12 protein-coding genes are annotated in these 12,427 nt (G+C 32.1%); 10 read left to right on the top strand and 2 right to left on the bottom strand.

All coding sequences use genetic code 11. The features are described from left to right. Window positions 1-173 precede the first annotated feature (173 nt). Window positions 174-542 (bottom strand): winged helix-turn-helix transcriptional regulator, encoded by a 369-nt coding sequence (locus ABD011_RS10240; RefSeq protein WP_343798021.1) that lies wholly within the window; start codon window positions 540-542, stop codon window positions 174-176. 236 nt (window positions 543-778) lie between these two features. On the opposite strand from ABD011_RS10240, the gene nfsB reads away from it, so the two are divergent. From nfsB to ABD011_RS10210, 6 genes are all read left to right on the top strand, one after another. After that, the gene (gene nfsB / locus ABD011_RS10235) at window positions 779-1,438 is read left to right on the top strand and encodes an oxygen-insensitive NAD(P)H nitroreductase (RefSeq protein ID WP_343798019.1); all 660 of its coding nucleotides are present in this window, start codon (window positions 779-781) and stop codon (window positions 1,436-1,438) included. Window positions 1,439-1,458: 20 nt separating this feature from the next. Beyond that, a complete protein-coding gene (locus ABD011_RS10230) occupies window positions 1,459-2,289 on the top strand; it encodes a DUF4437 domain-containing protein (protein ID WP_343798017.1) in 831 nt (276 codons plus the stop codon). Window positions 2,290-2,385: 96 nt separating this feature from the next. Then, window positions 2,386-2,529, top strand: coding sequence for a hypothetical protein (locus ABD011_RS10225; protein ID WP_343798015.1), 144 nt, complete (start codon window positions 2,386-2,388; stop codon window positions 2,527-2,529). Between the two features lie 26 nt (window positions 2,530-2,555). Next, on the top strand, window positions 2,556-3,149 hold the full coding sequence (locus tag ABD011_RS10220) for an NAD(P)H-dependent oxidoreductase (protein ID WP_343798013.1): 594 nt from the start codon (window positions 2,556-2,558) through the stop codon (window positions 3,147-3,149). A gap of 3 nt (window positions 3,150-3,152) precedes the next feature. Beyond that, the gene (locus tag ABD011_RS10215; protein ID WP_343798011.1) at window positions 3,153-5,042 is read left to right on the top strand and encodes a monovalent cation:proton antiporter-2 (CPA2) family protein; all 1,890 of its coding nucleotides are present in this window, start codon (window positions 3,153-3,155) and stop codon (window positions 5,040-5,042) included. Continuing rightward, window positions 5,032-6,165, top strand: a complete 1,134-nt coding sequence (locus ABD011_RS10210; protein ID WP_343798009.1) for an MBL fold metallo-hydrolase — start codon at window positions 5,032-5,034, stop codon at window positions 6,163-6,165. The genes ABD011_RS10215 and ABD011_RS10210 overlap by 11 nt, the downstream gene beginning before the upstream one ends. A gap of 18 nt (window positions 6,166-6,183) precedes the next feature. Here ABD011_RS10210 and ABD011_RS10205 read toward each other — a convergent pair whose 3' ends face one another. Beyond that, window positions 6,184-6,921, bottom strand: a complete 738-nt coding sequence (locus tag ABD011_RS10205; RefSeq protein ID WP_343798007.1) for an NUDIX hydrolase — start codon at window positions 6,919-6,921, stop codon at window positions 6,184-6,186. Window positions 6,922-7,248: 327 nt separating this feature from the next. On the opposite strand from ABD011_RS10205, the gene ABD011_RS10200 reads away from it, so the two are divergent. From ABD011_RS10200 to ABD011_RS10185, 4 genes are all read left to right on the top strand, one after another. After that, a complete protein-coding gene (locus ABD011_RS10200) occupies window positions 7,249-8,022 on the top strand; it encodes a hypothetical protein (protein WP_343798005.1) in 774 nt (257 codons plus the stop codon). Window positions 8,023-8,091: 69 nt separating this feature from the next. Then, the gene (locus ABD011_RS10195) at window positions 8,092-9,807 is read left to right on the top strand and encodes a purine-cytosine permease family protein (RefSeq protein WP_343798003.1); all 1,716 of its coding nucleotides are present in this window, start codon (window positions 8,092-8,094) and stop codon (window positions 9,805-9,807) included. Between the two features lie 5 nt (window positions 9,808-9,812). Then, window positions 9,813-11,312: a mannitol dehydrogenase family protein gene (locus ABD011_RS10190; RefSeq protein WP_343798001.1), complete on the top strand. Its 1,500-nt coding sequence runs from the start codon at window positions 9,813-9,815 to the stop codon at window positions 11,310-11,312. Next, the gene (locus tag ABD011_RS10185; RefSeq protein WP_343797999.1) at window positions 11,312-12,202 is read left to right on the top strand and encodes a carbohydrate kinase family protein; all 891 of its coding nucleotides are present in this window, start codon (window positions 11,312-11,314) and stop codon (window positions 12,200-12,202) included. Before ABD011_RS10190 ends, ABD011_RS10185 begins: the two co-directional genes overlap by 1 nt. Window positions 12,203-12,427 lie beyond the last annotated feature (225 nt).

Raw genomic sequence — 12,427 nt, 5'->3', positions numbered from 1 at the left:
TCTGTAATTCTGAATATAACATAATTTTCAGCTCTATCATAATAGGTTTTATCACTTAGAGCTTGTTGAAGAGTTGAACAAGCAACATGTATTATTAAAAATTCTAAAAGCGGTCTAAATAAAGAGGCGAGTTGTCTGAAAGAATGTCATAATAGTAAAACAGTAAGACTAACCTAAGCAATAACTTCACCTTTTTCAGCAATTACATAAGTTCCCCATTCAGCAATAGCAAGTAAAACAGGTCTTAAACTTTCACCAAAGGCAGTCAATTCATATTCTACACGCAATGGAGGTTTCTTTGTATACACCTTTCTAACAATAAGACCATCCTGTTCAAGTTGTTTTAACTGTAAACTTAATGTGCGCTCAGTAATTGTTGATATAAGTTTATACAACTCATTGTAGCGTTTCTTTCCGTTGAGCAAATAAATAAGAATTACACTTTTCCATTTGCCTCCAATAAGTTCCATAGCAACACTTGTAGAGCAGGAGTACTCTTTTTCGTTAAACTTAATCAGGCGTTTTTTATACTCAATTTCCATAGTAATAGTAATTATTAGTGCAAAAATACTATACTATCATAAATTATACAACTATACTTTTTATAGTAATTTTAACATTTAACTAAATATTTGATAATTAGTGGTTTAAGCGGTTGAAATATTAATTATCTGTTACTATCATTTTTGACCGTTATTGCGAGGAATGTAAAATGAAAATACTTTTGTCACTATACTTTTGATAGTTAAAATTAAAAACATAATAAAATCAATTAAAAATGAATTTAAAAGAAGTACTTAACTGGAGATACACCACTAAAGAATTTGACCCAACCAAAAAAATAACTAAAGAAGATATGGATCAAGTAAAAAGCTTGTTAAGAATGAGCGCTTCAAGTGTAAACTTACAACCTTGGCATTTTATTATTGCTGAAACTGAAGAAGGAAAAGCACGTATGGCAAAAGGCACACAAGGTTTTTTCCATTTTAACGAACCTAAAGTAACTAATGCTTCAGCTGTAGTGCTTTTTTGTGCAAAAACAGATGCAGATGAAGACTATTACAAGCACATTGCAGATGTAGATGATAAAAATGGACGATTCCCAAATGAAGACATAAAAAACGGATTTATAGGTGCTGTTAAAACATTTGCAGACATACATAAATACGATTTAAAAGATTTAAATCATTGGATGGAAAAGCAAGTGTACCTTAACATAGGTAGCTTTTTGTTGGGTGTTGCGAGTTTAGGAATTGATGCTACACCTATGGAAGGTATTGATATAAAAGCTTTAGATGAAGAATTTGGTTTAAGAGAAAAAGGCTTCACAGCTTTAGTTGCCGTTTCTATAGGCTATAGAGCAGAATCTGACTTTAATTCTACAGATAAAACACCAAAATCTAGATTACCGGAAAGCGAAATCTTCACTGAAATATAGATCATATTAAAACCATAGTGATGAAAAAATTTATAATGGTTGTTTTGTTGTTGGTGACGACTAAATTATTGGCCCAAACACCAACAACAGATTCAGCAAAATCTAAAAACGAAGTCGTTACTGTAGACAATGTAGAATGGGGCTGGTTAAATCCATTGCGTGGCGATAAAAGTCCTGCTGCAGGAAAACTATGGGGCGACCGTACAAAAAACGAGCCTGCAGGTTTTTTAGTGAAATTTAAAAAAGGATTTTCATCACCACCACATATTCACAATATTACCTATCGTGGTGTGGTAATAAAAGGATTGTTACATAATGATGATGAAAATGCCGAAAAACAATGGTTGCCAGCTGGTTCGTATTGGCAACAACCAGCAGGCGAAGCACATATTACAGCTGCAGATGCTGAAGATAATATGGCGTTTTTAGATATTCAAGAAGGACCATATTTAGTGAAACCAACATCGGAAGCGTTTGATAATGGCGAAAAACCAGTGAACGTTGATAAAACCAATTTAGTTTGGTTAAATGCTAATGATATTGAATGGGTTTCAGAAAAAAGTAATGTGGAAACTGCTTTTTTATGGGGAAGCCATGAAAAAAATCAACTTCGTGCTACTCTTTTAAAATTACCAGCTGGTTTCAAGGGTAAAATTAAAAACTTAAGTCCGAATTTTAGAGCTGTAGTTATTTCGGGTAAAGTAACTCATCAATTTTCTAAAAAAGATGACGTAAACGTGTTGGAACCAGGTTCTTATTTTGGTGCAGAAGAAAAAGCTTCACTACGTTTAAAAACTGATGTTGAAACGGTTATTTACATTCGTTCCAATGGTGAATTCAAAATAAAATAGACATTATAGTTTAGTTTGATTGATTAATAGCAGAAAAAGCCACCAAATGTAAAACACATTCTGTGTGGCTTTTTTTTATAACACTATCAAATTAATATGATGTCAGAACGTCATAAAAACCAATCAGGCACATATTTTGAAAGCGATAAAGGAAATTACAATAATGCGCATCCTGATGCATATGATGAAGACAAAATAAAATTATTACTAACTTTAACAGAAAGCATAATTAGCAACTAAAGTTTAAAAGTCAACCAAAATAGCCAATGAAAAAAGTACTCATTCTTTTCGCACATCCCAAATTTGAAAAATCTCGAGTAAATGCAACACTTATCGATAGATTAAAAGATAAAGCGCACGTAACGTTTCACGATTTGTATGAGCATTATCCAAACTTTCATATTGATGTACAACGAGAACAAGAGTTACTACTTCAACACGATATTATTATTTGGCATCATCCGTTGTATTGGTACAGTAGTCCTGCCATTTTAAAGCAATGGAAAGATTTAGTTCTAGAATTTAATTGGGCATACGGTCCACATGGAAAAGTATTGCACAATAAAACCGTATTTAATGTTATTACTACTGGTGGATCTCGCGAAGTGTATTGTACAGAAGGTTATAATACGTATACAATCAATGAATTTTTAAGACCTTTTGAACAAACTGCTACATTGTGTGGTATGAACTATTTACCGCCTTTTGCTGTTATGGGAACGCATCATTTGTCAGATGAAGATCTGTTGAATTACGCCAACCAATACGAACAATTAATAGATTTCCTACAAGGTGATTTTAATGCAACCCAGCTATCCAATTGTTTTTTCTTAAACGATTTAGAAATTTTAACCGCGTAATATATGTCTGGAAGTTTATTATTTGAAGCGATTGTTTTCCTTGCTGGTGCCATTATTTGTGTATCGATAGCAAAGCGATTAGGATTAAGTTCGGTAATTGGATATTTATTAGCTGGAGTATTAATTGGTCCATATGTGTTAGGGTTTATTGGTGAAGAAGGTGAAGATATTTTACACTTTGCAGAGTTTGGCGTGGTAGTAATGCTGTTTTTAATTGGTCTAGAAATTGAACCAAAAAATTTCTGGAACATGCGAAAATCCATACTTGGTATGGGTGGCATACAAGTTGCATTAACCGTTGGTTTAACCTATGTGTTGTTTGCTGTTTTAGGTTACCAATGGCAGGTTGCACTCGCTATTGGTATGGCTGTAGCACTGTCATCAACCGCAATTGCATTGCAAACTATAAAGGAAAAAGGATTAATGAATACCACCTTTGGTTCTAGTTCATTTTCCATATTATTATTTCAAGATATCATCGTCATATTTATGATTGGTGCTTTACCGTTATTAAGTAATACCAATGAGCATGCTGAAGGTAATGGAGGTCACTCTTCATCTACATTAATAGAAAGCTTACCAATTGGTTTACAAACCTTAGCTATTATTTTATCTGTGGTAGTTATTATATTGGCAGGTCGATTTGTTATTGTGCCAATGCTACGTAAAGTGGCTAAAACAGGAGTAAGAGAACTATTGATAGCCGCTGCGTTTTTAATTGTCTTCGGAATTTCTTTTCTAATGGAATTTGTAGGCTTAAGTCCTGCCTTAGGTGCCTTTTTAGGTGGAGTAGTGTTATCTACTAGTGAATTTAAACACGAGTTAGAAAGTACGCTAGAACCATTTAAAAACCTGTTACTTGGACTCTTTTTTATGGCTGTTGGAGCATCTATTAACTTTGTGGTTATTGCTAATAGTCCGTTAACTATAGGAGGTATTTTACTTGCTATAATTATTATAAAAGCATTAGTGTTATTTGTCACTGGACGAATCTTTAAACTTAAATTAGATCAAAATGTATTGCTAACATTCAGTTTAGCTCAGGTTGGTGAATTCGCTTTTGTATTACTGTCATTTGCTTTTCAACTTGAGATTTTAGAACAAGAACAAATGGATACGATGTTAGTAATAACTGCAGTATCTATGTCGTTAACACCAATTTTAGCGGTAATCAATGAGCGACTAATTCTTCCTAAAGTAGGTACAAAAGAATCTATAAAACGTCCAATGGATCATATTGCTAAATCGCAAAAGGTAATCTTAGTAGGCTTTGGGCACTTTGGTAATACAGTAGGACGTTTTTTACGCTCACATGGTATTGAAGCTACAATTTTAGATTTTGATTCTAACCGTGTTGATTTTCTTCGTAAAATGGGATTTGAAGTGTATTATGGTGATGCCACACGCGAAGATTTATTAGAATCTGCAGGAATAGCTGAAGCTAAATTATTGATTTGCGCTACTAACAAAGTGTCTGTTGCTAAAGCTATTACCAAAATTGTAAAAGAAAAATATCCACACGTAGAGCTTTTGGTAAGAACCAAAAATAGGTATGACGCTTATGAGCTTCTTAATATGGATGTAAATAATATTTATCGTGAAACCTTAGATACGTCATTGGCTTTAGCTAGTGATGCTTTGCATAAGCTTGGGTTTAGAAAATATACACTTAACCGTCAGGTGCAAAATTTTATTAAATATGATGAAGCCAGTTTAAGGCGAATGGCAGAGCAACCAAGGCGTGACGATGACTATATTTTTAAAGCTCGTAAAGAACTAGAGCAACAAGAAAAACTCCTTGAAGCTGATTTTAAACGAGGTATTGTAGCTTACGATAATCATTGGGATAGTGATCATATAAGAAAGCAATTAGAAAAATCTAGTGAAGCGTAAACTTTTAAAATTTTTAAAGGGAATGGTGTTAAGCATCGTAATAGTTGTTGCTGCAATCGCATTGATTGTGGTGTTATTTGTACAATTTAATCCTCAATTTGGCGGAAAACCCTCTAAAGAAGCAATTGAAAGTTATAAAACTTCAAAAAATTATAAGGATGGTGTATTTAAAAACACCAAAGATGTTAAACTCGATATGAGTTTAAAAGATATGGGTAAGGCCTTAATGGGTTTTTTTAAAAGTCAGCCAAATACAAAACCAGAACATGATTTACCTTCAACAAAAATTGATTCTTTAAATATTGCTAATTACAACGGTGATACACGGTTAGTTTGGTTTGGGCATTCAACATTTTTACTGCAAACACAAGGTAAAACTATTTTAATAGACCCGATGTTAAGCAGTGTTCCTGCGCCACATCCAACTTTAGGAAGTAAGCGTTTCTCTGAAGAATTACCAATTACAATTGAACAATTACCAAAAATTGATGCCGTACTAATTTCTCACGATCATTACGATCATTTAGATTACGAATCGATAAAGGCTTTAAAAGATAAAGTTGGTCATTTTTATATGCCACTTGGCGTTGGTGCACATTTACTTGAATGGAAAGTTGATAAAAACAAAATTACAGAACTCGATTGGTGGGAAGAAACTACGTTTAACGATTTAAAATTTGTATGTACACCAGCTCAACATTTTTCTGGTCGCGGATTATCCGATAGAGCAAAAACACTTTGGTCGTCGTGGGTAATTCAGTCCAAAAATGACAATATTTTCTTTAGTGGCGATAGTGGTTATGCCGATCATTTTAAAGAAATAGGTGAGAAGTACGGACCGTTTGACTTCGCTATGATAGAATGTGGACAGTACAACGAAATGTGGCCAGACATACATATGTTTCCTGAAGAAACCGTTCAAGCAGGCTTGGATGTAAATGCGAAAAAAGTAATGCCAATACATTGGGGCGCATTTAAACTTGCAATGCATACATGGACAGATCCTGTAGAGCGATTTACAGCAACAGCAAAAACAAAAAAGTTAACTGTGGTAACACCTAAAATTGGTGAAGAAATATATGTTAAAGATAGCAGCTATACCACAAAAAAATGGTGGAAATAATTGATGCCAAAAGATTAGTTAAATACTTATAAGATAATTTTTCTTAAAAACTTTTTCATAAATATCTTTACTAAACATATAGAGTTTAGCTGGTTTTTTTGAAACACCAAATTGTTTTTCGTCTAGAGGGATGATGTATTTTTTATTTATTAATTTTCTTCTAAAATTTCGGTTATCTATTTCAATCCCTAAAATAGACTGATATGCATCTTGCACATCGTTTATAGTGAATTTATCTGGAAGTAATTCAAAAATGATAGGTTCAGACAAACACTTTGTTTTTAAATCCTCTAATGCTTCTTTTATTATTTTTTCGTGATCAAAACCTAATTTCGGTAAGTTTTTTGTTGGAAACCATTTTGCATCATATTTATTGTTTTTTAAATCTACATCTTCTGTTTTAAGTAAAAAATAATAAGCAATCGTAATAGTGCGCTTATCGAATTTTTGGTCTTTAATCCAGATGAGATCTGTTTCATTCGTTAAACGATCAGGATTTCCAAATGCTTTAAATTGTTTTTTATACAGATTAGTAAGACCTGTCAATTCTTTAAGTACTCTAGTTGCAGATTGATCTAAAGTTTCATTTTCTAATACATGATAACCTGTTAATACATGGTCATTTACTAATATCTGTTTTTTATCTTCAGATTCTAGATATCGTTTTATTAAAAGTACGTTTAATGCTTTTGTATTAAGATCATATCCAAATACTACGCAATCTACAGATATATTTAAAATTTCTTTTGAAGTCATAATTGCATTTTAAACGTCATTAAAACATTTAATGTGGGTGTGATTTTTTAGCGATATTTTCTGTTGAAATATCAATATTACATATAATAATGCTAAAATAATACATATTTTTTTGATTTTTTGTATGAAATTAAAAATCAATTCATACATTTGAAAAATAAACGTAATAATGACGTTTAATATTTTTCACTAATAATTTATATTATGACTATTTTGGCGATAACTCATAATGAATCATTTAAGACTTTATGTAAAAGAGAAGTATTCAACCTTTTGTTTACAAAAACTCTAAAGGCGATTGTTTTAACAATTGCAATAAGTAGCATTATGTTGTTTTCAACTTATGCTAATGCTCAAAATAGTGAAGTTGATAATGTTTACAAGCCTTTTTCTATTAATGCACATCTTAAAAACATGCATATCTGGCATGGATTTGTAGTACATCCAAGTGCTTTATTTGCAACAAGTTTAGAATATAATACAAGAAATAAGAAGTTTACATTTGGATTTTGGGGAGGCGCAAGTTTTTCTGGTGTAGATGTAGAGCACAAAGAAACAGGTGAGCTTGTAAGTGCTAATTACAAAGAGTTTTCAATATATACTAAATATCAGTTTAACAATCGTTTTTTTATTGAAGCCGTAACACACAATAATTATACAGGTGTGGAAGAACGAGGAGATAAATTAAGCTATTGGAGCTACGATAAAACACAAGGTTATAATTTTGTAGATGTTAATTTGGGGTATTACGTAACACCAAAAACGCTATTGTATTTAGCGACCATTATTGGTGGTGGATCAGGAGATTATGAAATACAAGATGATGGTAGTTTAAAAGATTCTTGGACTCATTATTTTGAAGTAAAACATAAAATTTGGGAAAACGATACTTCTCATTTTTCTGCTTTTGTTGGTGGAGCTTGGTCTTTTATAACAGATAAAACGTTTTATACTGAAAGTGCAGGAAATGTAATTAATGTTGGTGTTGCTTATAACAAATCGATTTCTATTTCTAATCATAATATTCCTATAGAAGTTACAGCTATGTGGAATCCTGAACAAGAAAAAACAGTACTGCAACTCGATATACAACTTTTTTAAAATCTTGATATAATATTTATATGTACTAAAGAGCTACTGACTAACTAACTAATAAATAATCAAAAGAAAATGAATACTAATACTAATTTTCAGCAGTTTGAAGCGCTAGAGGTAGATCAGCTGCCAATTGCAAAAAACAAATTGCATAACTGGAATCATTTTGCAGGTTTATATGCTGCAGAACATGTAGCTGCTACCGAATTTGTTATTGGAGCAACATTTGTAGCCTTAGGCGCATCAACAAAAGATATTTTATTAGGCCTTTTAATAGGTAATATTTTAGCAGTTTTAAGTTGGACACTTATTACATCACCAATAGCTGTAGAAACACGTCTTAGTTTGTACACCTATCTTAATAAAATTGCTGGAGATTCTATGACAAAGTTATACAATTGGGCTAACGTTGTCATTTTTACAGTTATATCTGCTGCCATGATTACGGTTTCTGCGACTGCTGTTAGATTTGCTTTTGATATACCACCACAATTAAACTGGTATCCTACAAATTTTTGGTTTGTAATTATTGTACTTATTGTTGGATTAGTGGTTGTTGGTATTGCTATCTATGGTTTTAAAGCAGTTTCAGAATTTTCTAGTATTTGTGCACCTTGGTTGTTTGTAATGTTTATAAGTGGAGCTTTTGTGTTATTGCCGGAATTATCCTTAGAGGTTCTTGGTACTACAATCCCAAAAAATTGGTCAGAAATCATCAGTCTAGGAGATCAATCTATTTGGACAGGTCTTAATAGTGAAGGTGAAAAAGGTATTGGTTTAGCAGAAGTTATTGGTTTTGCTTGGGCAGCAAATACCATTACACATTTTGGATTAATAGACATGGCATTATTTCGTTTTGCAAAGAAGAAATCTTATGGTTTAGCAACAAGTACAGGAATGATGTTTGGACATTACGTCGCTTGGATTGCAGCAGGAATTATGGGAGCAGGAGCAGCTGTAATATTAGGAAAGACAATAGTAGAATTAGATCCTGGTGATGTTGCGTTTTATGCTTTAGGTTGGTCTGGCTTTGTTATTGTAATCGTTGCTGGTTGGACTACAGCTGTTGCAAATTTATATAGAGCAGGATTAGCAGCTCAAGCAGTTTTTCAAAAAACGTCAAGAAAAAAAACAACGCTAATCGTTGGATTAATTACAGTTTTAGTAGCGTGTTTCCCGTTTGTGTTCTCACAAATTTTACCGCTGTTAACATACGCAGGTTTAATTGTTGTTCCTGTTGGAGCTATTGTTTTCGCTGAACATCAAATTTTCCCAAAAATTGGCTATTCTAGATATTGGCTTCATTATAAAAAACTAACCACTAGTACACCTGCAATTGCATCTTGGGCAATAGGTTTGGTATTTGGTTTTGGGCTAAATGCACTTAATGTAATGTCCTTCTTTTACTTATTTATCCCAACTTGGATTTTCACTATAATTCTATATACCATTTTAGCTGGTCGTTATGGAGCTAAGGAAAAATACCCAGAAGAAGAAGCAAAAGAAAATTTACGTAATGAACAGGTTGAAAAATACCAAGAACATAAAGCTAATACTGAAGAAATAATAGTAAAAACCAGTACACCATTCTCTAAACTGCTTAGAATTATTTCGGTTACTGTATTGGCAATCTCTCTGATATTAGCGTGCATTGTATTATTTGGAAGTGATACTAAAGAGGTGTATATAAACAATCGTGAAATCTTTTATAAATACACTTTTATTTGTACTTTATTATACTTTGTAACAGCTTATTGGGCATTAAGATTAGAAAAATCAAGTAAAAGCTAGTAGCTATGACAACATATAAATTAAATCAGGAAAATTTAAGCAAAATAGCAGATCGTATCTCTATTCCTGCTTATGATAGAAATGCAATAAAAACAGGAATAATTCATGTTGGTGTTGGTGGTTTTCATCGAGCACATCAGGCACTATATACAGATCGATTACTTCATGATTCATCCATTACAGATTGGGGAATTTGTGGTGTAGCCTTATTGCCACATGACAAAAAAATATACGATATTTTAAAAAATCAGGACGGTTTATATACACTAATGGTAAAAGAATTTGATGGTTCTTTGAGTAAGCGTGTTGTTGGGTCTATAACTGAGTTACTCTTTGCGCCAGAAAATCCAAAAAGTGTCATTGATAAAATGGCTAGTCCAGATATTAAAATTATTACTTTAACTATTACAGAAGGTGGCTATAATTATAGTGAAGCTTTAGAAGCTTTTGATGCGCAAAATCCAGATATTCTATATGATATAGACCATCCAGAATCACCTAAAACTATTTTTGGTTATCTCACACAAGCTTTAAAATTAAGAAAATCACAAGGTGTTGATGGTTGTACAATTCAATCTTGTGATAACATTCAAAGTAATGGTGATATGACAAAAGCGATGTTATTAAGCTATGTGAAATTAGCAGAACCAGGTTTAGTATCGTGGATTAACAAAAACGTTTCGTTTCCTAATAGTATGGTAGATCGTATCACACCTGCTACTGCAGCAGAAGACATTGATATGTTGAAAACAGAAAGTGGAGTAGAAGATGCTTGGCCTGTTGTATGCGAGCCTTTTAAACAGTGGATTATTGAAGACGAATTTGTAAACGGAAGACCTTTGTGGGATATTGTTGGTGCCAGATTTGTAAAAGACGTAGAACCTTTTGAAAAAATGAAACTACGTTTGCTTAATGCTGGTCATACAGTTTTAGGAATTTTAGGTGCATTAGTTGGTTATGAAACTATAGATGAAGCTGTAAATGATGTAAATATTAGAGAGTTTTTAAAGAATTATTTGCATCTAGAAGTTAAACCAACCCTTAAAGATTTAGAAAATGTAGACTTAGATGCTTATATAAAGTCACTAATACAACGTTTTGGTAATGTAAGTATTAAAGATCAAATAGATCGTATTTGTTCAGAGAGTTCTGCAAAATTCCCAATTTTTGTTTTACCTACAGTAAAATCAAATTTAGAAATAGCAAAGTCTACGGAATTAGCAGCTTTTGTTGTTGCAGCTTGGGCTATCTATAGTCTAGGTAAAGACGAACAAGGAAATAACCTTGTTGTTAAAGATGCATTAGCTACAACATTACACGAGTACGCTGTACAAGCAGCACAAGAACAACCAAAATACTTTTTGGAAATAGAATCTGTTTTTGGAAACTTAAAAGCATCCGAAGCATTTATTACAGCTTATGAAAACGCATACCATAGTATTGTAAATAAAGGTGTTATTAATAGTGTGAAATCAGAAAATTCATCACGAGTAAAAATAGCCTAATGAGTAATATAGTTTGTTTTGGAGAAGTATTATGGGATGTATTTCCTAATAGAAGAACCATTGGTGGTGCGCCATTAAATGTGGCTTTGCGCTTGCAATCTTTTGGTCATGAGGTTTCAATAATTACTAAAATCGGAGATGATGAAGATGGAGATGCTATTTTAAAATATATAAACGATTACGAATTAGATAGTACATATATTCAAAAAGATACAGAATTAGCAACAAGTAGTGTAGAGGTAAAACTAGATTCACAAGGTTCAGCAACGTATATAATTCACAAACCAAGAGCTTGGGATAAAATTGCTTTAAACCAAAACACAATAGAACGCGTAAAACAATCAGATGCTTTTATTTATGGAAGTTTAGCCTCTAGAAGTCAAAATACTAAGGAAACTTTGTTTCAACTTTTAGAAGTAGCACCTTATAAGATTTTTGATGTTAATCTTCGCAAACCACATTATACTTATCAGCTCATAAAGGATTTAATGAAAAAAGCTGATTTCATTAAGTTTAATGATGATGAAATTTTTGAAATATGTGAGCATTTATCTGGTAAACAATTACAGCTAGAAGACGCTGTGTTATATATTTCTAAATACACAAATACCAAAACAATATGTGTTACTTTGGGTGCAAATGGTGCATTAATTTATATAAATAACATCTTTTATTATAACGAAGGTTATTCTATAGAAATTGAAGATACAGTAGGTGCAGGAGATTCTTTTTTAGCATCATTAGTACATCAATTATTAAATAAAAATTCACCACAAAAAGCTATAGATTATGCAAGTGCTGTTGGAGCATTAGTGGCAAGTTATGCAGGTGCTAATCCTAAAATATCAAATAAAGAAATTGAAGAATTTATAAATGTAAAAACTCAATAGTGGTCATATAATATAAGTAGTGAGTTTAATTTCCCTTATAGTTAAATGAACTATTTGTTAGTTGATTAATAGCAGAAAAAGGTTGTCTTAATGGCAGCCTTTTTCATTTTTACAAATATTAAAACCTAAGCTCAAGCTGTAAGAACTTGTTTAAGTTGTGATGTAAAAGCAAAAAATAAAATAAAAGGTGCTATGGAAACTTTTACAGCAGTGAAAATAGTTTTA

The sequence above is a fragment of the Gaetbulibacter jejuensis genome (genome assembly GCF_039524015.1).
GTDB classification, from domain to species: Bacteria; Bacteroidota; Bacteroidia; order Flavobacteriales; family Flavobacteriaceae; genus Gaetbulibacter_B; species Gaetbulibacter_B jejuensis.
This window is presented reverse-complemented; position numbering and strand designations above follow the sequence as displayed.

What these genes read in the sequence shown, in the direction of transcription:
- ABD011_RS10200 (WP_343798005.1), top strand. Translation starts at nt 7,249, where the DNA reads ATGTTGTTTTCAACTTATGCTAATGCTCAAAATAGTGAAGTTGATAAT.
- ABD011_RS10230 (WP_343798017.1), top strand. Translation starts at nt 1,459, where the DNA reads ATGAAAAAATTTATAATGGTTGTTTTGTTGTTGGTGACGACTAAATTA.
- ABD011_RS10195 (WP_343798003.1), top strand. Translation starts at nt 8,092, where the DNA reads ATGAATACTAATACTAATTTTCAGCAGTTTGAAGCGCTAGAGGTAGAT.
- ABD011_RS10185 (WP_343797999.1), top strand. Translation starts at nt 11,312, where the DNA reads ATGAGTAATATAGTTTGTTTTGGAGAAGTATTATGGGATGTATTTCCT.
- ABD011_RS10225 (WP_343798015.1), top strand. Translation starts at nt 2,386, where the DNA reads ATGATGTCAGAACGTCATAAAAACCAATCAGGCACATATTTTGAAAGC.
- nfsB (WP_343798019.1), top strand. Translation starts at nt 779, where the DNA reads ATGAATTTAAAAGAAGTACTTAACTGGAGATACACCACTAAAGAATTT.
- ABD011_RS10240 (WP_343798021.1), bottom strand. Translation starts at nt 542, where the DNA reads ATGGAAATTGAGTATAAAAAACGCCTGATTAAGTTTAACGAAAAAGAG.
- ABD011_RS10220 (WP_343798013.1), top strand. Translation starts at nt 2,556, where the DNA reads ATGAAAAAAGTACTCATTCTTTTCGCACATCCCAAATTTGAAAAATCT.
- ABD011_RS10190 (WP_343798001.1), top strand. Translation starts at nt 9,813, where the DNA reads ATGACAACATATAAATTAAATCAGGAAAATTTAAGCAAAATAGCAGAT.
- ABD011_RS10205 (WP_343798007.1), bottom strand. Translation starts at nt 6,921, where the DNA reads ATGACTTCAAAAGAAATTTTAAATATATCTGTAGATTGCGTAGTATTT.
- ABD011_RS10215 (WP_343798011.1), top strand. Translation starts at nt 3,153, where the DNA reads ATGTCTGGAAGTTTATTATTTGAAGCGATTGTTTTCCTTGCTGGTGCC.